Origin of the sequence: Polynucleobacter parvulilacunae, from assembly GCF_018881715.1 — a bacterium.
Lineage (GTDB): Bacteria > Pseudomonadota > Gammaproteobacteria > Burkholderiales > Burkholderiaceae > Polynucleobacter > Polynucleobacter parvulilacunae.
Genome location: NZ_JACVPW010000001.1, coordinates 866006 through 887972 on the forward strand (window position 1 = coordinate 866006; position 21967 = coordinate 887972).

Annotated in this window: 25 protein-coding genes; 15 read left to right on the plus strand and 10 right to left on the minus strand. The window is 45.7% G+C overall.

Annotated features, from left to right (window positions below; translation table 11 throughout):
- Positions 1 to 300: 300 nt before the first annotated feature.
- A complete protein-coding gene (locus tag ICN18_RS04610) occupies positions 301 to 1293 on the plus strand; it encodes a transglycosylase SLT domain-containing protein (RefSeq protein ID WP_216189291.1) in 993 nt (330 codons plus the stop codon).
- An 87-nt stretch (positions 1294 to 1380) separates the two neighbouring features.
- Here the strand turns inward: ICN18_RS04610 and ICN18_RS04615 are convergent, their stop codons facing one another.
- Complete coding sequence (locus ICN18_RS04615; protein WP_216189292.1) at positions 1381 to 1728, minus strand: FKBP-type peptidyl-prolyl cis-trans isomerase; 348 nt, start codon at positions 1726 to 1728, stop codon at positions 1381 to 1383.
- Between the two features lie 87 nt (positions 1729 to 1815).
- Between ICN18_RS04615 and ICN18_RS04620 the strand changes: the two genes are divergently transcribed.
- A complete protein-coding gene (locus ICN18_RS04620; RefSeq protein WP_216189293.1) occupies positions 1816 to 2832 on the plus strand; it encodes a DUF6352 family protein in 1017 nt (338 codons plus the stop codon).
- On the opposite strand, the gene ICN18_RS04625 is transcribed toward ICN18_RS04620, so the two are convergent.
- Positions 2829 to 4025, minus strand: coding sequence for an MFS transporter (locus ICN18_RS04625; protein WP_216189294.1), 1197 nt, complete (start codon positions 4023 to 4025; stop codon positions 2829 to 2831). The genes ICN18_RS04620 and ICN18_RS04625 overlap by 4 nt on opposite strands.
- Positions 4026 to 4260: 235 nt before the next feature.
- On the opposite strand from ICN18_RS04625, the gene ICN18_RS04630 reads away from it, so the two are divergent.
- From ICN18_RS04630 to ICN18_RS04650, 5 genes are all read left to right on the plus strand, one after another.
- Positions 4261 to 6495, plus strand: coding sequence for an NADP-dependent isocitrate dehydrogenase (locus ICN18_RS04630; RefSeq protein WP_216189295.1), 2235 nt, complete (start codon positions 4261 to 4263; stop codon positions 6493 to 6495).
- Between the two features lie 100 nt (positions 6496 to 6595).
- Positions 6596 to 7003: a BLUF domain-containing protein gene (locus tag ICN18_RS04635; RefSeq protein WP_216189296.1), complete on the plus strand. Its 408-nt coding sequence runs from the start codon at positions 6596 to 6598 to the stop codon at positions 7001 to 7003.
- A 55-nt stretch (positions 7004 to 7058) separates the two neighbouring features.
- The gene (gene msrP, locus ICN18_RS04640) at positions 7059 to 8021 is read left to right on the plus strand and encodes a protein-methionine-sulfoxide reductase catalytic subunit MsrP (protein ID WP_216189297.1); all 963 of its coding nucleotides are present in this window, start codon (positions 7059 to 7061) and stop codon (positions 8019 to 8021) included.
- Between the two features lie 2 nt (positions 8022 to 8023).
- A complete protein-coding gene (locus ICN18_RS04645) occupies positions 8024 to 8584 on the plus strand; it encodes a lipocalin family protein (protein ID WP_216189298.1) in 561 nt (186 codons plus the stop codon).
- Between the two features lie 33 nt (positions 8585 to 8617).
- A complete protein-coding gene (locus ICN18_RS04650) occupies positions 8618 to 9541 on the plus strand; it encodes an MBL fold metallo-hydrolase (RefSeq protein ID WP_216189299.1) in 924 nt (307 codons plus the stop codon).
- Between the two features lie 17 nt (positions 9542 to 9558).
- Here the strand turns inward: ICN18_RS04650 and ICN18_RS04655 are convergent, their stop codons facing one another.
- Positions 9559 to 10353 (minus strand): hypothetical protein, encoded by a 795-nt coding sequence (locus ICN18_RS04655; RefSeq protein ID WP_255532065.1) that lies wholly within the window; start codon positions 10351 to 10353, stop codon positions 9559 to 9561.
- 56 nt (positions 10354 to 10409) lie between these two features.
- Between ICN18_RS04655 and ICN18_RS04660 the strand changes: the two genes are divergently transcribed.
- Positions 10410 to 11180, plus strand: coding sequence for an SDR family oxidoreductase (locus tag ICN18_RS04660; protein WP_216189300.1), 771 nt, complete (start codon positions 10410 to 10412; stop codon positions 11178 to 11180).
- Here ICN18_RS04660 and ICN18_RS04665 read toward each other — a convergent pair.
- Positions 11177 to 11716 (minus strand): DUF2889 domain-containing protein, encoded by a 540-nt coding sequence (locus tag ICN18_RS04665; RefSeq protein WP_216189301.1) that lies wholly within the window; start codon positions 11714 to 11716, stop codon positions 11177 to 11179. The genes ICN18_RS04660 and ICN18_RS04665 overlap by 4 nt on opposite strands.
- Before the next feature lie 100 nt (positions 11717 to 11816).
- Here ICN18_RS04665 and ICN18_RS04670 point away from each other — a divergent pair, with 100 nt between their 5' ends.
- Positions 11817 to 12542 (plus strand): pseudouridine synthase, encoded by a 726-nt coding sequence (locus tag ICN18_RS04670; protein WP_216189302.1) that lies wholly within the window; start codon positions 11817 to 11819, stop codon positions 12540 to 12542.
- A 12-nt stretch (positions 12543 to 12554) separates the two neighbouring features.
- The gene (locus ICN18_RS04675) at positions 12555 to 12845 is read left to right on the plus strand and encodes a 4a-hydroxytetrahydrobiopterin dehydratase (RefSeq protein WP_216189475.1); all 291 of its coding nucleotides are present in this window, start codon (positions 12555 to 12557) and stop codon (positions 12843 to 12845) included.
- A 20-nt stretch (positions 12846 to 12865) separates the two neighbouring features.
- Here the strand turns inward: ICN18_RS04675 and ICN18_RS04680 are convergent, their stop codons facing one another.
- On the minus strand, positions 12866 to 13081 hold the full coding sequence (locus ICN18_RS04680) for a hypothetical protein (RefSeq protein WP_068322043.1): 216 nt from the start codon (positions 13079 to 13081) through the stop codon (positions 12866 to 12868).
- A gap of 143 nt (positions 13082 to 13224) precedes the next feature.
- Here ICN18_RS04680 and ICN18_RS04685 point away from each other — a divergent pair, with 143 nt between their 5' ends.
- The 3 genes from ICN18_RS04685 (at position 13225) to msrQ (ending at position 16635) form a co-directional block, all read left to right on the plus strand.
- Positions 13225 to 13722 (plus strand): (2Fe-2S)-binding protein, encoded by a 498-nt coding sequence (locus tag ICN18_RS04685; protein WP_216189303.1) that lies wholly within the window; start codon positions 13225 to 13227, stop codon positions 13720 to 13722.
- 10 nt (positions 13723 to 13732) lie between these two features.
- Entirely contained in the window at positions 13733 to 15964 is a 2232-nt protein-coding gene (locus ICN18_RS04690; RefSeq protein ID WP_216189304.1) for a xanthine dehydrogenase family protein molybdopterin-binding subunit, read from the plus strand.
- Positions 15965 to 16047: 83 nt separating this feature from the next.
- Positions 16048 to 16635, plus strand: a complete 588-nt coding sequence (gene msrQ, locus ICN18_RS04695; protein WP_216189305.1) for a protein-methionine-sulfoxide reductase heme-binding subunit MsrQ — start codon at positions 16048 to 16050, stop codon at positions 16633 to 16635.
- Between the two features lie 11 nt (positions 16636 to 16646).
- Here msrQ and ICN18_RS04700 read toward each other — a convergent pair whose 3' ends face one another.
- Positions 16647 to 17552, minus strand: coding sequence for a transporter (locus tag ICN18_RS04700; protein WP_216189306.1), 906 nt, complete (start codon positions 17550 to 17552; stop codon positions 16647 to 16649).
- A 60-nt stretch (positions 17553 to 17612) separates the two neighbouring features.
- On the opposite strand from ICN18_RS04700, the gene ICN18_RS04705 reads away from it, so the two are divergent.
- Entirely contained in the window at positions 17613 to 17939 is a 327-nt protein-coding gene (locus ICN18_RS04705; protein ID WP_255532066.1) for a hypothetical protein, read from the plus strand.
- A 32-nt stretch (positions 17940 to 17971) separates the two neighbouring features.
- Here the strand turns inward: ICN18_RS04705 and ICN18_RS04710 are convergent, their stop codons facing one another.
- Complete coding sequence (locus ICN18_RS04710) at positions 17972 to 18592, minus strand: SOS response-associated peptidase (RefSeq protein ID WP_216189307.1); 621 nt, start codon at positions 18590 to 18592, stop codon at positions 17972 to 17974.
- An 84-nt stretch (positions 18593 to 18676) separates the two neighbouring features.
- On the opposite strand from ICN18_RS04710, the gene ICN18_RS04715 reads away from it, so the two are divergent.
- Positions 18677 to 19519 (plus strand): peptidylprolyl isomerase, encoded by an 843-nt coding sequence (locus tag ICN18_RS04715; protein ID WP_255532068.1) that lies wholly within the window; start codon positions 18677 to 18679, stop codon positions 19517 to 19519.
- A gap of 50 nt (positions 19520 to 19569) precedes the next feature.
- Here the strand turns inward: ICN18_RS04715 and ICN18_RS04720 are convergent, their stop codons facing one another.
- The 3 genes from ICN18_RS04720 to ICN18_RS04730 are packed head-to-tail and all read right to left on the minus strand — an operon-like array spanning position 19570 to position 21954.
- On the minus strand, positions 19570 to 20058 hold the full coding sequence (locus ICN18_RS04720) for a dihydrofolate reductase (RefSeq protein ID WP_216189308.1): 489 nt from the start codon (positions 20056 to 20058) through the stop codon (positions 19570 to 19572).
- An 11-nt stretch (positions 20059 to 20069) separates the two neighbouring features.
- Positions 20070 to 20864 (minus strand): thymidylate synthase, encoded by a 795-nt coding sequence (locus ICN18_RS04725; protein ID WP_216189309.1) that lies wholly within the window; start codon positions 20862 to 20864, stop codon positions 20070 to 20072.
- Positions 20865 to 20907: 43 nt separating this feature from the next.
- A complete protein-coding gene (locus tag ICN18_RS04730; protein WP_216189310.1) occupies positions 20908 to 21954 on the minus strand; it encodes an NAD(P)/FAD-dependent oxidoreductase in 1047 nt (348 codons plus the stop codon).
- Positions 21955 to 21967 lie beyond the last annotated feature (13 nt).

Consider the following 21967-nt stretch of genomic DNA (forward strand, 5'->3'; position numbering starts at 1 on the left):
GTACGATTTTTAAAGCTTAATTTTTGAGCAAAATCGTAAAAAAGTCCCATTTAAGGTATTTTTTTATAGAGTGAAATTAGCGCCCCCTAACTTTTATAAGTAATTGATTTTATTGATTTATATATGCTTTTTAGGGTAATTATCAGTAATTCCCCGTATTTCTAGATCAATAAGTTATTGATTTGTACTTCCTTATTCTTGACTTGATATAAGAAACTTCTTAGGATGACCCATGTTTTTAAGATATTGCAATGCAGCATAAAACGGTAGTTCAGTTTTTTGAGGTCTTGCAAACAATGAATGAGTAAATGTTTATCTAACAATTTGAGCGATATGCAGAATGCGCAGCCAACCTTGTTGACTGCTAAAGAGCTGCTAGCGCACGCCATGGCTCCAGTCTACAGAGTCGTTAATGGCTTACTCGTTGTAACTGTATTTATGGTGGTTGGTCTTTGGCTCTCAGGCAACGGTACAAATGCTGGTGCTTTTGACTTGGCCCGTATTCTGGTTCCAGATGAAGCGCGCCATATGGTGTGGAGCAATGGCTTTGGCATGCTCAACCAATACAAAGAATCTAATGAAGTAGCTTCTGCTCCAGCTGCCGATACTGAAATCGCTGCAGTGATCTATAACAAGTCTAAGTTGCCGGCGACGAAAGGCTTGGCTAGTGCTAAACAGCAGACGGTAGCCTTGTTGATGCCTTCCGTGGCACAAATGCAGGTGAAATCCATCTCTCATTTATCTGACCGTATTCCGACTTCAAAGATGGATCCTCAGGCTTTAGATAGCAACTTGATGGGTTCAATTCAGAATCAACGTGCAGTGGCAGATTTCTTTGAAAAGAAATACAGCCTTGATCGCGCCAAGATTGAAGAGTATGTTTCCAATACCATCTTGATTGCTAAAGAAGTCAATATTGATCCTGTGTTGTTGTTGGCAGTGATTTCAGTTGAATCGAACTTCAATCCAAATACGAAGAGCCATGCTGGTGCTGAAGGCTTGATGCAGGTAATGACATCCGTTCACAAAGATAAGTACGCACTTTTTGGTGGAACTTCTGAGGCTGCTAAGCCTGAAGTGAATATCCGCGTTGGCGCTTACATCTTGAAATATCTGATTGCTACTGCAGGTTCATTGCGGAACGGTTTAAAGTATTACGTTGGTGCTGCAAACGCTGAGGATGATGGCGGCTATGCTGACAAGGTCATGGCTGAAAGAAATCGTCTCATTGGCTTATGCCAGAACCGTTCATCCAATCGTTTAACGTTGAATGGTAAAGATTTACGTTCCTAAGTAATGCTTTGCCTCACCTAAGTGAGCTCAAAATATAAAAAGCCACCCGAGAGGGTGGCTTTTGTTTTACTGCTATCAGTAAATGCCTTAGTTAACGCCGTGCAATTCCACATCAAATACGAGCGTAGCATTTGGAGGAATTACGCCGCCAGCACCGCGAGCACCGTAGCCCATCTCAGAAGGAATAATGAGGGTGCGTTTGCCACCGATTTTCATGCCGGCAACGCCTTCATCCCAGCCTTTGATCACATGTCCAGCGCCCAGAGGAAAGCTAAACAGTTGGCCACGATCTAGGGAGCTATCAAACTTTTGACCTTTGTGATCAGCTGCTTTTTCATCATAAAGCCAGCCGGTGTAATGTACGTCCACATGATTACCTTTTGTAGCTTCCTTGCCTTCACCAACAACGGTATCGATTTTTTTGAGTTCACTCATGATGTTTTCCTATTTCACGCAAATTGACTGGCTAGTATATTCTGAGCTCTGTAAATTCTCACGGTGAGCTTGCTTTAGCTAAAACGCATGACAAATTATTGGGCAAATACTGCATATAGCACCCTGTCAATCAGTCCTGATCATCAGCTACTGGTAACGGATGACTTCTTGCGCACTTATATGGATAGACCCGAACTGCAGCTGGTTCCAGAATCCTGTGCTGCAGAGCGGGCATTACACCAGCGCTTAACTGAGAGCCCTCGCTCTGAAGTGCTGGAGACTGAAATTGCTGCGATGGCCGATGAGGATATTCAGGAAAACTACCGTGTTTGGTTGCGTTATCGGGCGCGCTTAGTAGCTGCAAGTTCTCTAGAGAGTTTCTATATGAGCTTGTTCAAGGGAGAAGGGGTTGATGTTCCCCCCCTGTTTATTGCCCAGCTCGCGCAAATTTTTATCAGACATATCTCGGGTAATGAGGCGCATCCATTAGAAGTGCGAATGGGTGAGCTCTTTTTTAGGACGCAGAAAATTAGTGTTGTCGAAGACGGAATTGTCATGGGCGCTGATGAGGAGGTAGTTGCTCGGAATGCCCAGGCAAGCGATACCGGCAACATTATGGATTTGCTGAAGGGCAAGTCCATGACGATGCGATCTGCCGACCTGGATGTCCTTCATGAAGACAACGCGGACATTTATTGGGATCGGAACGAAGATTTTGATTTGGCAGTCCAGCTGAATTTTGGTCATGAGCCAATTAATCATTTCTGCCGTGTTTTAGAAAAGTGGATCAAGCATTTTTTGGGCATCAGCGTGCGCATTACCCCGATGCAGCAAATTACTGACCCTAAGTGGTCTTGGCATGTTGGCTTAGATGCGGCCGCTACCGGAATACTCAATAAGCTCTACAACAAGGAGTTGGTAGAGGCTGATGAGTTACAAAAAGTGATTTGTCTATTCCGTCTAGACTTTATTGATGAAGCGGCTATAGCTAAGGCCCAGGCAGGTAAGCCAGTCTATATGGCCATCGCCATGAATGATCAACAGCAGCTAAAGTTAAAGCCTCAAAACTTATTATTTAATTTGCCGCTGGCAAAAACTTCTTAAGCTGGCGTTAGTGACTTTTGCCGTTGTTTCGCAAGCCACAAGATTGCTAGGCCAGTAACAACTACTGGGGTGAGTGACCCCCAGTTCAGAATGCTCCATCCGTGCGAAGTGATCAGAGCTCCTGATCCAAAAGAAGTGAAGGCCATTGTTCCAAAGACAAAGAAATTAATAGCAGCCTGTGCTTTATCTCGTTCATTGGGTTGATAAGCGGTCATTGCTAAAGAGGTGGCGCCAGTAAATAAAAAGTTCCAGCCGACGCCTAGTAAAAATAAGGCAATGAAGAATTGATGAAGATCGGTTCCGGTCAGAGCAATGGCAATGCAAATGAAGTTCAAGACAACGCCAACACCCATAATCTTCAATACTCCAAATCTCTGAATGAGCGAGCCTGTAAAAAATCCTGGGGCAAACATACCAATCACATGCCATTCCAAAACGAGAGCAGTGTCAGAGAATGGCAATCCACAGATTTGCATTGCCAAAGGCGTGGCTGCCATCAAGAGGTTCATCACCCCATAGCCCAATGCTGCGCCGATGATGGCAACCATGAAAGCGGGCTGCCGCAGAATCACCTTTAGCGGGCGCCCATCAGACAGCGCATGCTGTGTCTTGAATTCTTGAGGAAAGTGGATGAATTGCATAACGAAGATGCCAATGAATCCAGCGATCGATAGTGTTAGGTAAGCCCCCAGAAAGGCGGTATCAAATAGATCGCGAGTCCATGATGCAAGATTAGGTCCAATAACGGCGCCAAGAATGCCGCCGGCTAAAACCCAAGAAACCGCTTTATCGCGTTGCTTGAGGTCTGTTAGCTCTGCAGCGGCAAAGCGGTATAGCTGGCCATTGGCGCTGTAATACCCGGCAATAAAGGTGCCCACGACCAAAAGCCAGAAGTTCTTGCTGATAGCGGCGTATGCGCATAAAAGCGCAGACAGCATGGCTACTAATAAACCAAGTTGGAAGGAAATCTTGCGCCCAAAGTAGTTTTGGGACTTGGCCACAATTGAGGTGGAAAAGGCGCCCCCCACAACATAGCCCATGACGGGTAGGGTGGCCATCCAGCTGACTGGTGCAAGGCTAAGGCCTACCAAGCCATTAATGGCGATAAAAGTGACGTTATTGGTAAGGAATAGGCCCTGACAAATAATCAGCAGCACCAGATTTTTATTGAGTAAGGGATGCTGGCTGGTCATGGCTTGCAGTTTACGGCGAATTTGTTGCCTCTGCTGTCTTGGTGGATTCCCTTAAATTGGGCTTTATAGAGGCTTTTCCGGGGCAAAACCACCATTTTTGCCAGGTCCGATGATTTAAAATGGGAGACTCGCCTCATTGGTAAAAGGTGCGCTAAAAGCGACTTGCAAAATGTGGGTTAGAGAGCGACAGGGTAAAAACCTGACTCTGTAATTTTTCAATATTGAGGAAACATTCATGGCTTCAGAGAAATCAAAGATTATTTACACGCTGACAGATGAAGCGCCGCTTTTGGCGACTTGTGCATTTCTGCCAATTGTTCGTACTTTTACGGCACCTGCCGGCGTAGAGATTGTGAAGAGTGACATTTCTGTTGCTGCTCGTATCTTGGCTGAGTTTAATGATTGCCTGACTCCGGAGCAGCAAGTTCCAGACAACTTAGGCGCGCTCGGCAAGATGACTTTATTGCCTGATACCAACATTATTAAGTTGCCAAACATCAGCGCCTCTGTTCCTCAGTTGCTAGCAGCTATTAAAGAGTTGCAAGCTAAGGGATATAAGATCCCAAATTTCCCAGAAGATCCAAAATCAGACGAAGAAAAAGCGATTCGTACCCGTTACTCTAAGTGCTTAGGTAGTTCTGTAAACCCAGTATTGCGTGAAGGTAACTCTGACCGCCGCGCTCCTCCTGCAGTCAAGCGCTATGCGCGTAAAAATCCACACTCCATGGGTGAGTGGAGCCAGGCTTCCCGTACACACGTATCCCATATGCACGGCGGCGACTTCTACTCTAGCGAGAAGTCAATGACGATGACTAAGGCCTGCGACGTGAAGATGGACTTGGTTACTAAGAGTGGCAAGACTATTGTTCTTAAACCAAAAGTCTCCTTATTAGCTGGCGAAATTATCGACAGCATGAACATGAGCAAAAAAGCGCTCTGCGAGTTCTACGAGAAAGAAATCGAAGACGCATACAAAACCGGCATGATGTTGTCCTTGCACGTGAAGGCAACCATGATGAAGGTTTCTCATCCAATCGTGTTTGGTCACGCAGTCAAGATTTTTTATAAAGACGCTTTTGAAAAGCACGCTAAGTTGTTTGAAGAGCTGGGCGTTAATGCCAACAACGGCATGAGCAGCTTGTATGAAAAGATCAAAACCTTGCCTGAGTCTAAGCGCGAAGAAATCATTCAAGATCTGCACGCTTGCCACGAACATCGTCCAGCTTTGGCGATGGTGGATTCTGCCAAAGGCATTACCAACCTCCATTCTCCAAGCGACGTGATCGTTGACGCTTCTATGCCTGCGATGATTCGTGTTGGCGGCAAGATGTGGGGTGCTGATGGTCGTTTGCATGACACCAAAGCAGTTATCCCAGAAAGTACTTTTGCCCGTATCTACCAAGAAATGATCAATTTCTGTAAGACACACGGTAACTTTGATCCAACGACGATGGGTACAGTGCCTAACGTAGGTTTAATGGCACAACAGGCTGAAGAGTATGGTTCACACGACAAGACTTTTGAGATCCCTGAAGCGGGTGTAGCCCGTATCGTTGCTGACGACGGCACAGTATTGCTCGAGCAAAACGTTGAAGAAGGCGATATCTGGCGTATGTGTCAGTGCAAAGATGCGCCGATTCGTGACTGGGTTAAGTTGGCTGTAAATCGTGCGCGCCTTTCTAATACTCCAGCAGTGTTCTGGCTTGATGAGTACCGCCCACACGAGGCTGAGTTGATTAAGAAGGTCAAGACTTACCTTAAAGATTATGATCTCACGGGTGTAGATATTCAAATCATGTCTCAGGTTCGCGCAATGCGTTACACCTTAGAGCGCGTTATCCGTGGCAAGGATACTATTTCTGTGACCGGTAATATTTTGCGTGACTACCTCACTGATTTATTCCCAATTATGGAATTAGGTACCAGCGCAAAGATGTTGTCTATCGTGCCATTGATGGCTGGTGGTGGCTTGTTCGAAACAGGCGCAGGCGGCTCTGCTCCTAAGCACGTTCAACAGTTGGTGGAAGAAAATCACTTGCGTTGGGATTCGCTGGGCGAGTTCTTGGCTTTAGCGGTATCTCTTGAAGATATTGGCGACAAGACAGGAAACAATAAAGTCAAAATCTTGGCTCGTACTTTAGACGAAGCGACAGGTAAGTTATTGGATAACAATAAGTCACCTTCACCACGCACTGGTGAGTTGGATAACCGCGGAAGCCAGTTCTACTTGGCAATGTACTGGGCCGAGGCTTTGGCCGCACAAACCGAAGATAAAGAATTGCAAGCTTACTTTGCGCCTTTAGCAAAATCCTTGATTGAGAATGAAAAGAAAATCGCGGATGAGCTGAAAGCAGTTCAAGGCAAGCCAGCTGATATCGGTGGTTACTTTGTGGCTGATCCAGAAAAGTGCAAAGCCGTAATGCGTCCTAGCGCCACCTTTAATGCAGCTTTGAAGGCGGCAAGAGCGTAATAGGTAGAAGTGCTAAGTACATAATTTTTAGATTAGATTTAATATTTAAAGGCAAATCCTCGGGTTTGCCTTTTTTATTTGTAATCTTTATTTCTAAGTTATGCCAAAACCAAAAGACCTGGTGGAATTGAGTTATCTGAGCGAAGCAGTCTCGGATATGTCCTTTCTTGGTCTAATGCGATTGCTAGAGTCTGCGCGTACGTTTAATCAAAATAATGGCATTACCGGAATCCTTCTATATGACAACCAGCAGTTTGGTCAAATCATCGAGGGCGAGCGCGCTAATGTCATGAAAGCTTGGAAACGGATTCAGGACGATGAGCGTCATCACCGGGTTGAGTTGTTGGAGATTCGTGAGATTTCAGAGCGCAACTTCCCCGAATGGCTACTACGTTTTTATGGTGGCGAGACATTAACTCGTGACTACCCAGCGCTGGCCGATATGGTTGGTGGCATGGATAAGCATAGTCTTGCCTTGATGAATAAAATGCGCGCGAGCCAGGTTTAAGCAAGAATTTTCCATCGGTAGCAAAATAGATCGATTACCTATATAGGGGGCGCATATGCGTTTTATCGATAAGACCATTCTTCCGAGTGATATCACTCCTAGGGAAGTGTTTGAAAACCGCCGCAAGATCATTAAAACTGCTGCCGCAGGAGGCTTTGGCATGGCCTTGGCGCCTTGGTTCTCCAGAGAGGCGCTTGCGGCCAATCCAGAAAAACTCGCCGCCACGCTCAATCCTGCATTTGCAGATAAAGATGGCCTTACTGCATATAAGTACATCACGAGCTATAACAATTTTTATGAGTTTGGCACTGATAAAGCAGATCCTGCCGCGCATGCTGACACTCTACAAACTCACCCCTGGACAATATCCATTGAGGGCTTGGTAAAAAAGCCAATGACGCTTGATATTGACGCGCTTCTGAAGTTAGCTCCGATGGAGGAGCGTATTTATCGGATGCGTTGTGTTGAGGGTTGGTCTATGGTTATTCCTTGGGATGGTTACTCACTCTCAAAACTGATTACTAAGGTGGAGCCCCTCAGTTCAGCGAAATACGTTGAATTTATTTCCTTGGCCGATCGCAAGCAAATGCTGGGAGTGAAAAGCAACATCATTGATTGGCCCTACCGTGAAGGTTTGCGCATGGATGAAGCCATGAATCCATTAACACTTCTGACATTTGGTTTATACGGTGAAGTCTTGCCTAAGCAAAATGGCGCCCCCGTACGCATTGTGGTGCCCTGGAAGTATGGCTTTAAGAGTGCAAAGTCGATTGTCAAAATTCGCTTTACAGAAGAAATGCCTAAGACCAGCTGGAATCAATTTGATGCTCGCGAGTATGGGTTCTATTCCAACGTTAATCCTCAGGTGGATCATCCGCGTTGGAGTCAAGCAGTTGAGCGACGCATTGGCGATCCTAAGGGCATGTTTGCGCCAAAGATTAAAACCCAGATGTTTAATGGTTATGGTGAACAGGTGGCCAGTATGTACGCCGGAATGGATCTGAAGAAGTACTATTAAAAATGAATAAAATTTACTCAGTATTTTTTAGTGCTTGCATCTTTATCGCTAGCTTTTCTGCTTATGGGCAGACGGGTGATGTTCCAGTAAAAACCATTCCCTCACTAGATGTCCAGCGCTATCTAGGCACTTGGTACGAAATCGCTAAATTTCCAAACTGGTTTCAGAAAAAATGCGTGAGTAATACTAGGGCGGTTTATTCAGCTAGAGCTGATGGCACCCTTAAAGTATTAAATAGTTGTAGAACTGCTGAAGGCGATGTATCAGAAGCGGAGGGCACTGCCCGACAAATTGGTGCAAAAGATTCCCCTAGGTTAGAGGTACGATTTGCACCAGCATGGCTCTCCTTTATACCTATGGTGTGGGGCGATTACTGGGTGATTGATCTAGATCCCCAGTATCAAGTAGCTGTGGTGAGCGATCCACGTCGTGAATACCTCTGGATTCTGTCTAGGACTCCTCAACTGGATAAAAAAGTATACGAAGACACTCTGCAACGCATACAAGCTCAACAGTTTGATATACGCAAGTTAGAGCTAACTGCACAGCAAACCGATAAATAACAAAACAAAGCAACGATACCAATTCACTAAAGCATGACAGCGCATTTATTACCGCCAGGCATTGAAGTATTTGAAAGAGGTTGGCTCTCCGCCAATAATATCTTTCACTTTGGTGAATCTGATGTTTCCTTAGTAGACTCAGGGTACTGCGCACATCAAAACCTCACTCTAGATTTAGTGCGTAATGCCCTGAAAAAGCATGGATTGCCAAATTTAAATAAGTTAGTGAATACCCATCTACATTCGGATCACTGTGGCGGTAATGCTGCTTTAGCTAAGGTATTTAATTGCGAGGTACTCATTCCATCCGCTGAAGAGTTGGCGGTTAAGAGCTGGGATAGTGCGTTACTGAGCTACGACAACTTAGGGCAAGAGTGCCCTCAGTTTTCTCATCACGGTGTATTGATTCCGGGTGAGGAGATCCTTCTAGGAAGATATCTTTGGAAGATATTGGCCGCCCCGGGACATGATCCTCATTCAGTGATGCTGTACCAGGCCGATCATCGAATGTTGATTTCTGCTGATGCCTTATGGGAAGAAGGCTTTGGCGTCATTTTTCCTGAGTTATGGGGTGAGACAGGATTTGAGGAAGTTGCTCAAACCTTGGATTTAATTGAGACCCTGCCGGTAGACCTTGTGATTCCTGGGCATGGCGCACCATTTGTAGATATTGCAAAGTCGATTGCTACAGCTCGATCAAGATTAGATTACTTGGCATCAGATCCTGATCGCAACGCTCGTCATGGCGCAAAAGTATTGCTGAAGTACCGTTTGCTGGAATGGCGTAGTCGCAATATCGCTCAAGTGAATGATTGGATCGCCAATACACCAGCACTCATCAGTGCGGCAAAACTACTCAATATGGATATGGATGAATTCATTCAGTGGTTGCCTAGGGCGCTTGTAAAATCAGGCGCTGCAAAACTAGAAGGCGATACGCTGATAGATTTCGCTTGATCTTTGTACAAAACTTTTTAAAAGCTCAGTGAAATTTTTCCGTACACGGTCCAGTCGTACATTTGGTAAGTTTGAACCATTTGTTTAGCTCCTCCAATTGCTACCAACCAATTTTTACTGAGACGATGGGTCACCATTGCATCAATGGGCACAAACCATCCTCCGCCTGCTGCGTTATAGACGGCGCCGTTCTCATCCCAAAAACGAATCTGAGTATTGGGGCTCAGATTTAAACCTATCGTTGGGTAAAGTTCGAGACGACTTGTTAGTGGTGGTGGGCTAGTGCCTGATGGAGCCTTAGCATTAAAGCCGATCATATATCTAGCTAGTGGCGAGATATCTGAAAGAACATTCTGCCCATTGCCGGCAGGTTTGAATGAAGTGCTTACCTGAGGCCCAGCCATCCATTGTCCAGAATTGCTCAGCGGTGCATACAACCTTGCGCCCACATTAGCCAACCAACCAGCTTGACCGCCCCAAATCGTTAGCATCGCGTTATTAGGGGAAAAGGTCCCAGTCGTTTGCGCAGGTAGCTGTGGTCCATAAGTGGCTTGATAGGCAGTATCGAGCCTAACCATGCCATGCCAATCTCCGAGATTGACGGGGTTGTAATAGCGCAGTTTGAGGGTGTCCGCATAATTTTGTGACCCATCGTATTCATGGTAGCCCCAAAACTCCAGGGTACGATCTTTCGATCTGTCTTGAGATGTATTGATAAGCCCTAAAATAGGCGCTGAAGACGGTTCTGCGGCACATACTAAAGCAGCAGAAATGCATGCCAAGAAGAAGGTTAGTGTGCGCAGGAATCTCATATAAGCATTAATATTAAATTACAAAGCACTATTCACCATCGAATTGAAGAGGAAGTATGGAACATACCGTATTAGTTACTGGAGCTACCGCAGGATTTGGAGAGGCAACCGCCCGTCGTTTTTTGGCTAATGGGCATAAAGTTGTGGCCGTGGGTAGAAGAGTGGAACGTTTAGAAGCTTTAAAAAATTCTTTGCCTGCTGAGCAGCAGAAAAAAATCCTGACCATGGTGGTAGATGTTTGCGATAGCACTCAAGTTGATGCTTTAGCCAGTGCACTGCCAGCAGAATTTTCTAAGGTGACTGTTCTAGTAAATAATGCCGGTCTGGCTTTGGGGTTAGAGCCTGCGCATAAAGCTTACTTAAGTGATTGGGATCAGATGATCGATACCAATATCAAGGGACTTGTTCATATGAGTCGCGCATTTTTGCCAGGCATGGTTGATCGCAAGCGTGGTCATGTGATTAATTTAGGCTCTGTTGCCGCAAACTATCCTTACCCGGGCGGTAACGTCTATGGCGGAACCAAGGCATTTGTAAAGCAATTTAGTTTAAATTTACGCGCAGACCTGATTGGCACTCCGGTACGAGTTACTTGTATTGAACCTGGTATGTGCGCCGGAACAGAATTTTCTAATGTTCGCTTTAAGGGCGATGATGAGAAGGCTGGGAAGGTTTACACCGGTGTTCAAGCTTTGAGCGCTGACGATGTTGCTGAAACCATTTATTGGTCAGCTACTTTGCCAAGCCACATGAATATCAATGTTTTAGAGGTGATGCCGGTTCAGCAAGCCTTCAATGCATTTAATGTGCATCGTGGTGAGTTTTAAGTCTTAGGCTTCCACTGGTAAAACTGGGGATACACGCGCATCACTACGGGGCCATTAAAGTCCCAAGACTTGCAGGTGCCCAAGTAAAGCGGTGGCTTTTCGCTATCAGGATCAAAAAAAGCACCTGGAACCGATTGGTAGGCTGCAGTCGCAAGACTAACGAGAAGCTCACGCAGGTGAGTGCAGCCTTTAATTCCACCTAGGTGGGTATCAATTGTTTTGCGCCAGCCTTTACCAAGACGTGAACCCACCAAAGCATCCATTGGCGGAATGGCTGAATTACATTCTGCATGGGGCTGCCCATCCATCACCGCTTCAATCTCTTTGATGACAAAGTCGCGATCCAGTGTGACGCGCACCCACATGTCATGAAAGGGTTCCCCTGGCTGCCAAGTTTTTGCGCTAGTCCGAAATGGATTTGTCTTGAAGTCCTTTAAGTGGCCTTCGATGTCCCATAAGCCATCGTCTCTGGCATAGCCCTGGAAAGTGATTTCTCGAGTGTGTAGGAGGGAGCGTGATTTTGGGGTGGAGAGCATTGAGGCATCCAGAAATGGAGTAAATACCTAATGATAATGAATTGCAGCAGTAAATTGGCCGATCCAATTCAGGCATGCTCTGTAGTATGCTTTGCAGCATATGGCAAAACCGATTTCCCTAGAAAAAATTCTCTTTAGCCAAGGCTTTGGTACTCGTCGCTACTGTAGCGATTTGGTATACGCCGAGTTGGTTAAGGTGAATGGCACCTTAGCTGAAGACCCAGAAGAAAGAATTGCTACTGACAATCTGATCCTGAATGTGGAAGGTAAAGATTGGGAGTATCACGAGAAAGCCTATCTCGCCTTTAATAAGCCGGCCAACTACGAGTGCTCACATAAAACGACGCACCATCCTAGTGTGTATAGTTTGTTACCCAGTCCTTTTGTAGAAAGGGGCCTGCAATGTGTGGGGCGCCTAGACTATGACACTACGGGCTTACTCTTGATCTCTGATGATGGTCAGTTCATTCATAAAATGACTACGCCCAAGAAGAATATTGGCAAGGTATATGAAATTACAACCCCAGAGCCTATTACTCAGAAGCAAATAGAGCATCTCATAAATGGTGTTGTGCTTGACGATGATCCTAAGCCTTGCTTTGCTACTGCTTGCAAGCAAATTTCTGATCATGTTTTAGCAATGACGATTGTTGAAGGGCGCTATCACCAGGTGAAGCGCATGATGGCAGCGGTAGGCAATCATGTTGCCAATTTACATCGCACTGAAATTGGCGCTTATCGAATGCCTACAGAGTTGGCTGAAGGCGAGTGGCGCTGGTTATATCCAGAGGATTTAAAACAGCTCTCACAAAGTGTTTCTGCTTAAGGCTTATTGATTTTGATAGTCGATGGTTTCGATTTAGATAAAGAAATTCCTTTATGGGCTCTAAGCTCAAAGGGAAAATCTATTATGCAAACTTTTACTTTTGCAGACTTCAAGCAAGCATTTGAGTTCATGACGCTATGTGCACAGTATGCTGAAGAAATCGATCACCATCCTGATTGGTCAAACTCTTGGAATAAGGTAGTGGTGGAGTTAAGTACCCATTCAGCAGGTGGATTAACTAAGTTGGATATTCAGTTAGCAAAGGCAATGGATGCCTTTGCTTCCCAAGTAAAGCAAAACTAATCAGTGATTAGCAATAGAAATTAGTGCTCGTCACCTTCGTGCTCTTCCTCATTCATGCTCATGAGGATAGTAGCTAGCAGGCCATAAACCACTTCGGTGGAAATCATGCCATCTTCATCTAACTCATCAATTAAGTCGTTCAGGCGGTCCTCAGTAGGCTCGTTAAGCAAGGTCATTGCACACTCGCACCCATAGTCAAAATCTTCGTCGTTCTGGGTTTGGTTTTCTTCGGTCATATTTATCCTTAATTGAGGCTTCAGGATAGCAAATTACAGCCTGATTCGATAGGGTTTTGCCTTAGTCCTAAGCTATTTATGTGCAGGCGCAAAAAGCCTGGAATGATTTATAGTCTTTGAAAAGAAAAACCATAGGAGACAATATGCAATTAGACATTAATGGTCAGATTCAGAATATTGATGTGGAGCCGAATATGCCCTTGTTATGGGCGATTCGTGAAGTGGTAGGCCTCACGGGTACAAAGTATGGCTGTGGTGTTGCCCAGTGTGGCGCCTGTACCGTCTACCTTAACGGTGAGCCGGTTCGATCATGTTCAATTCCAGTGTTGGCAGTAGGTAAGGCCAAAATTACCACCATTGAAGCGCTCTCCAAAAATAATACGCATCCAGTGCAGCAAGCTTGGGTTGCGCTTGATGTTCCGCAGTGTGGATATTGCCAGTCTGGCCAAATCATGGCCGCTGCCGCTCTCTTGAAGAGAAATCCAAAGCCGACCGATGCTGATATTGATAACGCGATGGGCAATTTGTGTCGTTGCGGAACTTATCAAAAAATTCGCGATGGTATTCATGTTGCATCTGGTCAAAAGAAATTGGCAGATGTTTTGGCGCAGTACAGCGCTACTCCTGCGACACGTGGTTAAGGAGAAAAACATGACAATAAAAACTCAAACTCCAAATCTAGAAAATTCTTCCCGTCGTGATTTCATCATCAAGGGCACCATGCTTGGTGGTGGCTTGATGCTGGGTATAGGCACATTGCCTGATATGGCATTTGCTCAAGCTGGTGCCAAATACGATCCCAATACACCAACGCAAGCTGGTGATGCAGAAGTCAATGCTTGGGTCAGCATTAAACCAGATGACACTGTTTATATTCGTATCGCTCGCTCGGAGATGGGCCAGGGCACGCGCACAGGTCTAGCCCAGTTGGTAACGGAAGAACTCGAGTGCAATTGGAAAAAAGTTAAAACCCAGTCAGCCACTCCAGGGCAAAGCTTGGCGCGTAAGCGGGTTTGGGGGGAGCACGGCACAGGCGGCAGTCGTGGAATTCGGATTTCTGAAGACTATGTGCGTCGTGGTGCAGCAGCGGCCCGCATTATGTTGATGCAAGCAGCCGCTAATCAGTGGAATGTTCCTGTTTCAGAACTAACTGTAGATAAAGGTGTCATCACTCATGCGCCATCAGGACGTAAAACAACCTATGGCAAAGTAGCTGAGCTAGCTTCCACCTTAACGCCCCCTGATCCAAAGTCAATTACCTTGCGGGATCCAAGGAATTGGAAAGTTGCCGGACAACCGTATGCACGCTTGGATACGGCAAATAAGGTGAACGGATCTAAAGTCTATGGTGTTGATTTGCAACTCCCTGGAATGCTTTGCGCCTCTGTAAAAGCTTGTCCAGTCTTTGGAGGCAAATTGGTGAGCTATGACGAAACTAAGATTAAGGATATGCGCGGCGTAAAAGGTGTTGTCAAAATTAATGACAGCACGCTCGCAGTAGTTGCCGATACTTGGTGGCACGCAAATACAGCGCTGAATGCAATGCCTATCATTTGGGACGAAGGTAAGGCTGCTAGCGTCTCGCAAGATGGCATCAACAAAATGCTACGTGATGGTTTGGATGAAGAGGGTGATTTTTGGCAGCGTAAAGAAGGTGATGCGCCTGCTGCTATCAATAGCGCCGCAAAAAAGGTGGAAGCCATCTATTACACGCCATATCGTGCTCACGTCACAATGGAGCCGATGAATGCCACCGTCAAAATCACAGGTGATCGTGCTGAGGCTTGGGTACCAACTCAAAATGGCGAAGGTTCACATGCAGCCTTATCCGAAGCGACTGGATTTCCACTTGAGAAATGCGAAGTTTATAAATTAGACTCTGGCTGTGGTTTAGGTCGCCGTGGATCAACGCAAGACTTCACCACTTTTGCTGCTAAGGTGGCACAAAAATTTCCAGGTGTGCCTGTGAAAGTGATTTGGAGTCGTGAAGAAGATATGACTCATGATTACTATCATCCAATTGCCATGGCAAAGATGACTGCTGGTATTGACGGCTCTGGCAATGTCACCGGTATGCATATCAAGGTGGCAGGTCAATCCATTAATGCCACATTAGCACCACAGGCCATTAAAAATGGCAAGGATGAACGTCAGCTCCAAGGTTTTTACGAGAAGGGGCCTGATGCTCAGCTTGGTTACACATTCCCCACACTCTTAACCGAGTATGTGATGAAAAACACCCATGTACCCGTTGGTCCATGGCGGGGGGTGAACACCAACCAAAACGGCATCTTCATGGAATGCTTTATGGACGAGTGCGCCAAAGCGGCTGGTAAAGATCCTGTGAAATTTAGACAGGCACTCATGCAGAGTCATCCAAAGCATCTAGGTGTTCTGAATGCTGCAGCTAAAAAAGCGGATTGGGATAAACCGTTGCCGGCAGGAACATTCCGCGGCGTTGCACAGTTCATGGGTTATGCCAGTTACTCCGCTTGCGTAGCGGAAGTGACCGTACAAAACAATGTGGTGAAGGTTACTCGATTGGTCTTTGCTTTGAATTCTGGACATGTTGTGAATCCATATTTAACACGCGAGCAAATTGAAGGTTCGGTAGCAATGGCTTTAGGGGCAATCTTTTTGCCAGAGATCTCTGTTGAAAATGGGCGTATTAAACAGCAGAATCTGGATACTTATCCGTTGTTGAAATTGTCTGCAACCCCCAAAATTGAAACCGTTTTAGTTCCTAGTTTTGATTTTTGGGGTGGAGTGGGTGAGCCAACGATCTGCGTCGTCGGCCCAGCAGTAGCGAATGCAGTATCTGCTGCACTTGGCAGGCCAGTTCGGAACTTCCCTTTGAGTAAGGAAGGTTTGAGTTTGGCTTGAGTTTGGCTTAAGTGTTGATCCCTTAGGTATTTATAAAGGCGACCCCATTGATTCTAAATTAATGGGGTCGTTTAATATGTCTTATGAATTTCGTTAAGCCACTCGTCTTCTTAGTATCCCTACTGCCGCTAGCCCGCTTGGTTTGGCTGGGAGTGGATGAAGGCTTGGGCGCCAACCCAATTGAATTCATTACCCGCTCAACTGGTGCCTGGGCCCTGATCTTTCTCTGTATCACGCTTGCCATGACTCCCTTGCGCTTACTAACAGTCTCGACAGTCTGGATCAGGTTGCGCCGTATGCTGGGGCTATTTTGTTTTTTCTACGCCTCTATTCATTTTTCGATCTGGTTCTGGTTGGATCAGAATCTAAATCTCCAATCTATGTGGGCTGATGTGATTAAGCGACCTTTTATTACGATGGGCTTTCTAACTTTAGTATTGCTAATCCCATTGGCGTTAACTTCCAATCAATGGGCCGTGCGTCAATTGGGAAGGCGTTGGAGTCTGTTGCACAAGCTTGTGTATGTAATTGCATGTACTGCAATAGTTCACTATTGGTGGCACAAAGCAGGCAAGAATGATTTGGGAACGGTATCTATATACGGAGCAGTGATTGTGCTGCTGCTAGCTTGTCGAATCCCTTTTATCAAGAGTCTTCTTCAGCGTAAGTAGGGATAACGAGTTTAAAACTCAGTCGTGTAGCGCACAATAAGTCGGCGCGTTTCTACAAAGCCATTCTTGATTTCCATATCGCGACCATACTGAAGGCTAATTCTGCCAAAAGGGTAATAGGCCAAAGCGCTTAATAAGTAACGCTGGGTATTCGCAACATTGTTTTGGTACGCGCTGCCAATCGTGGCGGCGCCACCTGCTACATAAAAGTAAGAAGCACCCAGAGTGTAGGTTTGATTGATCTTGTAGATTGGACCAAGCTGGGTAGTCGTTAAAGGCTTCTGATTTAAGGAAGTATTGCTTGCCGAGAGGCATGCTGCGGCACATTGACTGTTTCCACCAAACCACATGGTATCCACAGCAATCATGCCGTCGAGATTTTCAATAATGGGTTGTTGATAGCCCATCTGGATATCAGATTTATAGCGGTTCTCTCCAGTATTAAAGACCTGTTGGCTGTTGTAGCTTCCAGTGGGCGCTGTTAAGTAGCCAGCCAGACCCAGGTACCTTCTTTTCTCTCTATCTGAATAAGGCCAAATGGCTGTTGCAAAAGTGAGGTCGCCAATGCCCGTGCTTGCAGAATAGGAGGCCAATGAGCCTTCTGGTTTAATCGTGCCATACGGTATTTGAAGATAGGAGATGGCTGGCAGATCTTTTACGGCATAACTAGTGCTGATACGTGCAATAGCACTTTGAGTGGCGATATCGGGGCTGCCAAATGGTTTTGTTGAGACAGCTGCCCCATTCTTGTAAAAAGTACCATTCTCTGCATTCAGATAGCTGATCATTGCGTGACTCTTGCCTGGTGGTGGCGCGACAATATCATTTGGTTGCAAGTCAATTGCAAATGCAGCTATCGGAAACACTGGAAGGCCAAATGCAATCAGGGTAAGTGCAATAAAGCGGCATAAATTCATGTAAGCATTGTAATTAATATAAAAAGAAGCAACAGCGTGTGCTGCCATACAATGGGTCTCATGAATACATTCTCCCTGCGGCTAAGCCCATTCCTGTTATTGATGGGTCTTTCAGCTTGTACTCAACCCCTTCCCAAGCCGCCTGGGTCGACCACTTTTTCCCCATACACCCCTCAGCAGATTCAGGAATTTAATCAACAAACGCTGTCGCCGGTAGAGGGACCCTTTGGCCCAGTTGATCCTAGGGCGGAAGATGCACGCATTGCCAAAGAGCGCGCAGCGGATGCGAAATTTTATAATCAACCTCAGGGCGAGGAAGAGGCCGAGGCTTTAGAAACACAGTCTACCGACCCTTATCAAACAACAAAGCCTGTTATTACTTTCTAGGTAGGTATTTGGCTGGGTATTGAGCTCGGCACTTAGCCGATCATTAGCTCAGGAATAGAGTCAAGTCGTAATAGTGCTTGTGCTTCTTCTGGTGTGGCATTCAGCCATGCATTAAAGAGTTCAGGTCGCAATGGAACTACAGTGCGTTTTTCATCTTCGGGTTTATGCATGCGCTGCATTACTGGGTGTTTGCTGGCATCAATCGTCAGCATAGAAAAAGAAACAATCAACTCGCCAGTTTCTGGTTCGGTCCAGGTATCCCAAATTGACGCGATTGCCATGGGCTCTTGATTCGCTTGTTTAATGGCAGTGCGTACTGCTTTACCAGACTCGTAAGAAGGCTCATAAAAAGCATCTGCTAGAGCGAGGGCGTAATGTCGCTTTGTCCAGGCGTGCTTATAAGAAGGCTTCTCAGCCACTGTTTCTGCTCGAGCGTTATAGGTCTTTCTGCCAAATGTTTCCTCTTTAGCCCAGGAAGGCAATAAGCCGAAGCGTGCTACACCAATCGCAGTACGGTCAGTGTTGTGGCTTTTAAGAATAATGGGCCCCGGATAAGTCGGAAATACGTCATGGGTATTCGATGCAGGCAGATCCAGATCAAAGTGGGATTTAACCCAATCTACGTTGACGGTCGTGAGATATTGAACACACATGAGTCTATTTTACTGTGGCTGATGAGGGTTTAATCTGTGCCAGCTGGTAATATTGGGGTTAAATTTTAGAAAGATAACTTCCCTATGAAACCTTTTACTTCCGTATTAAATCCAATGGTAGTGCGCTTTATTGCTGCAGGCTTGTTGACTACTGCGCTGGTTGGTGGGGCATATGCACAACAAAGTGGCTTGCCAATTAATGCTGCGGCATCTGTCAATGGAACCATTATTACTAATGACATGGTAGAGCAGGGTATTAAGGTTGCCATTTCTCAAGGGCAAAAAGATTCCCCTGAATTGCGCAAAGTGGTTATTGAAAAGTACATTGAGGTCTTATTGCTTTCTCAGCAGGCTGAAAAAGATGGCTTGGCAAACTCTGAAAGAGCAAATACACAGTTAGCCATGATTCGTCAGAATTATTTGGCCGATCTTGAGCTATCTACTTATATGGCTAAAAACCCAATCTCTGATGCCGACGTACAAGCTGAGTACAACAAGGAAATTGCTTCTTTGGGACCTCAGGGCATGATTAGTGAATATAAAGTGAGCGATATTGCAGTGGCCAGTGAAGCGGATGCGCAAGCAGCGTTAGCGCGTATTAAGAAGGGTGAAGCATTTGATAAGGTTGCTAAGAGCGTTTCTTTAGCGCCAAATAAAGTACAAGGCGGTGCTGTGGGTTGGGTTCAGCCTGGACAGGTAGCGCCTCAATTAGCTTCTGTATTGGCAACGCTCTCTAAAGGGCAGGTTTCACCAGCGCCTATCCAAATGCAACAAGGCTGGTACTTGGTTAAGTTGGAGGATAAAAAATCAAGCAAGCCGCCTTCATTTGAACAGGCTAAGCAGGCGATTCGTGCTGGCATGACCCAAAGAAAGCAATATGAGTTCTTAGGTCAGATTGCCAAAGATGCCAAGATTGTTGTTCAGTAAATGTGGCATTAGAAATTTGCTTAAGAAAAAGGACTCCGAGGAGTCCTTTTTTATTTGCGCTCTAATGTAATAAAGCTGAAGGTGATCTCACCCTCAGATCCTGGCGTTCTTTCAACCTCTTTCCAATCGGATGTGTTTGGCACTTCGAAGAAGGTATCGCCACCATCGATATCTAGGTCGATTTCTGTAATGTAGAGTCGGTCTGCTTTTGGAAATGCCTGTGTGAAAAGCTGCTCTCCACCAATAACAAAGACACGCTCAAACTCACTCAAGCTCTTTAATGCTTCATCTAGTGATCCGACTAATTCACCACCAGTAGCCTCATAGTTTGCATTGCGGCTCACTACGATATTGCGACGTCCAGGCAGAGGGCGTCCAATCGATTCCCAGGTCTTGCGACCCATGATGACAGGATGCCCCATCGTGACACGCTTGAAGAATTGCAAATCAGCCGATATTTTCCAAGGCATTTGGTTGTCGCGGCCGATGACGTGATTGCGCGAGCGCGCAACAATCATGGAAATAGCAGGTTGAGTCATAGGTATGCTTCTTAGATGGCTACAGGAGCTTTAATGTGGGGGTGAGATTCATAGCTGACGATTTCAAAATCTTCGAATTCGTAATCAAAAATAGAATCTGGCTTACGCAAGATATTGAGCTTAGGCAGTGGCAAGAAATCACGTGACAACTGAAGATCCACTTGCTCTAGATGGTTGCTATATAAATGGCAATCGCCACCAGTCCAAATAAAGTCGCCCACTTCTAAATTGCATTGCTGCGCCATCATATGGGTTAGCAATGCGTAGCTAGCAATATTAAAAGGTACACCTAAGAAAATATCGGCGCTGCGTTGATAGAGCTGACATGACAACTTACCATCTGCTACGTAAAACTGAAAAAAGGCATGACAAGGCGCTAAAGCCATACGAGGAATATCTGCAACGTTCCAAGCAGACACAATAATGCGACGTGAGTCTGGATTCTTTTTGATGGTCTCAACCACTTCTGAGATTTGATCGATGTGCTGACCGTTAGGTGCTGGCCATGAGCGCCACTGATAACCGTAGATAGGACCTAAATCACCATCAGGCGCAGCCCATTCATTCCAAATCGATACGCCGCGCTCTTTAAGCCAATTATTGTTGGTGCTGCCTTTGAGGAACCAGAGCAATTCATAAATGATGGACTTGAGGTGCAGCTTTTTAGTGGTCACCATCGGAAAGCCATCGGCCAAGTTGAAGCGCATCTGGTGTCCAAACACAGACACGGTGCCAGTTCCAGTTCTATCGGACTTTTGAACCCCCTTGGCGAGGACTTCCTTCATGAGATCGTGATATTGACGCATATATTGGCTAAAAGTGGTTATGTATTAACGAATTAGGGATAGCTTACTCGAATGTGGGTGATTTCACCCCGAGGGCTTTATGAAGCTTGGGAGAGGTGGTCGTATATTGAAGCTGGATCTGCTTTTCAGGGTTGAGGTACTCAGCAGCTGCAAAAGCCGCTAGGGCAGCCTCATGAAATCCAGACAAAATGAGTTTTTTCTTACCAGGGTAGACATTGATATCTCCAACGGCATAAATTCCTGGGGCGCTGGTTTGAAATTTAGCGGTATCTACGCAAATTTGTTTGCGATCGATATTGAGGCCCCACTCTGCAATAGGGCCTAATTTAGGAGATAGACCATAAAACACCAACAGGGCATCTAATGGAATCTGTTTAGATTCCCCATCAATATTGGTATAGGTAATTTCAGCAAGTAAGCCATCTTTCGCTTCATAGCCAGTCACTTGACCGATGAGAAGCTCCATTTGATTGTTGGCGCAAAGCTCACGCATTTTGGCAATCGATTTTAGCGCAGCTTTAAAGTCATCGCGACGATGAATCAAAGTAACGCTAGTGGCAATCTCAGAAAAATGAATAGCCCAATCTAGCGCTGCATCGCCACCACCGCAAATCACAATCCTTTTGTCTGTAAATTGCTCAGGATTTTTGACGTGATAGAAAACCTGTTTTCCTACAAAGGCCTCAATGCCTTCTAAGTTAATAGTACGCGGCTGAAAGGCACCTACTCCACCAGCAATGAAAACCGTTTTACTTAAAAAGTGATTATCTTGGGAGGTACTAACCAGAAAGCGGCCATCGGATTGGCGCTCAAGCTTGCTAACCTCTTGACCTAGATGAAATTGGGCGCTAAATGGCTCGATTTGTTTTAAAAGATTATTGGTGAGTTCGCGTCCAGTACACACTGGTATCGCAGGAATATCGTAGATGGGTTTGTCTGGATACAGCTCGATGCATTGACCACCAACCTCTGGCAAAGAATCAATCACATGCGCTTTAATTTCTAGCAGGCCTAATTCAAAAACCTGAAAGAGACCCACAGGACCGGCGCCAATGATGACAGCATCGGTTTCTATGGGTGAGTTCGACACGAATTTCTTAAGC

What these genes read in the sequence shown, in the direction of transcription:
- ICN18_RS04610 (WP_216189291.1), top strand. Translation starts at nt 301, where the DNA reads ATGAGTAAATGTTTATCTAACAATTTGAGCGATATGCAGAATGCGCAG.
- ICN18_RS04615 (WP_216189292.1), bottom strand. Translation starts at nt 1,728, where the DNA reads ATGAGTGAACTCAAAAAAATCGATACCGTTGTTGGTGAAGGCAAGGAA.
- ICN18_RS04620 (WP_216189293.1), top strand. Translation starts at nt 1,816, where the DNA reads ATGACAAATTATTGGGCAAATACTGCATATAGCACCCTGTCAATCAGT.
- ICN18_RS04625 (WP_216189294.1), bottom strand. Translation starts at nt 4,025, where the DNA reads ATGACCAGCCAGCATCCCTTACTCAATAAAAATCTGGTGCTGCTGATT.
- ICN18_RS04630 (WP_216189295.1), top strand. Translation starts at nt 4,261, where the DNA reads ATGGCTTCAGAGAAATCAAAGATTATTTACACGCTGACAGATGAAGCG.
- ICN18_RS04635 (WP_216189296.1), top strand. Translation starts at nt 6,596, where the DNA reads ATGCCAAAACCAAAAGACCTGGTGGAATTGAGTTATCTGAGCGAAGCA.
- msrP (WP_216189297.1), top strand. Translation starts at nt 7,059, where the DNA reads ATGCGTTTTATCGATAAGACCATTCTTCCGAGTGATATCACTCCTAGG.
- ICN18_RS04645 (WP_216189298.1), top strand. Translation starts at nt 8,024, where the DNA reads ATGAATAAAATTTACTCAGTATTTTTTAGTGCTTGCATCTTTATCGCT.
- ICN18_RS04650 (WP_216189299.1), top strand. Translation starts at nt 8,618, where the DNA reads ATGACAGCGCATTTATTACCGCCAGGCATTGAAGTATTTGAAAGAGGT.
- ICN18_RS04655 (WP_255532065.1), bottom strand. Translation starts at nt 10,353, where the DNA reads ATGAGATTCCTGCGCACACTAACCTTCTTCTTGGCATGCATTTCTGCT.
- ICN18_RS04660 (WP_216189300.1), top strand. Translation starts at nt 10,410, where the DNA reads ATGGAACATACCGTATTAGTTACTGGAGCTACCGCAGGATTTGGAGAG.
- ICN18_RS04665 (WP_216189301.1), bottom strand. Translation starts at nt 11,716, where the DNA reads ATGCTCTCCACCCCAAAATCACGCTCCCTCCTACACACTCGAGAAATC.
- ICN18_RS04670 (WP_216189302.1), top strand. Translation starts at nt 11,817, where the DNA reads ATGGCAAAACCGATTTCCCTAGAAAAAATTCTCTTTAGCCAAGGCTTT.
- ICN18_RS04680 (WP_068322043.1), bottom strand. Translation starts at nt 13,081, where the DNA reads ATGACCGAAGAAAACCAAACCCAGAACGACGAAGATTTTGACTATGGG.
- ICN18_RS04685 (WP_216189303.1), top strand. Translation starts at nt 13,225, where the DNA reads ATGCAATTAGACATTAATGGTCAGATTCAGAATATTGATGTGGAGCCG.
- ICN18_RS04690 (WP_216189304.1), top strand. Translation starts at nt 13,733, where the DNA reads ATGACAATAAAAACTCAAACTCCAAATCTAGAAAATTCTTCCCGTCGT.
- msrQ (WP_216189305.1), top strand. Translation starts at nt 16,048, where the DNA reads ATGAATTTCGTTAAGCCACTCGTCTTCTTAGTATCCCTACTGCCGCTA.
- ICN18_RS04700 (WP_216189306.1), bottom strand. Translation starts at nt 17,552, where the DNA reads ATGAATTTATGCCGCTTTATTGCACTTACCCTGATTGCATTTGGCCTT.
- ICN18_RS04705 (WP_255532066.1), top strand. Translation starts at nt 17,613, where the DNA reads ATGAATACATTCTCCCTGCGGCTAAGCCCATTCCTGTTATTGATGGGT.
- ICN18_RS04710 (WP_216189307.1), bottom strand. Translation starts at nt 18,592, where the DNA reads ATGTGTGTTCAATATCTCACGACCGTCAACGTAGATTGGGTTAAATCC.
- ICN18_RS04715 (WP_255532068.1), top strand. Translation starts at nt 18,677, where the DNA reads ATGAAACCTTTTACTTCCGTATTAAATCCAATGGTAGTGCGCTTTATT.
- ICN18_RS04720 (WP_216189308.1), bottom strand. Translation starts at nt 20,058, where the DNA reads ATGACTCAACCTGCTATTTCCATGATTGTTGCGCGCTCGCGCAATCAC.
- ICN18_RS04725 (WP_216189309.1), bottom strand. Translation starts at nt 20,864, where the DNA reads ATGCGTCAATATCACGATCTCATGAAGGAAGTCCTCGCCAAGGGGGTT.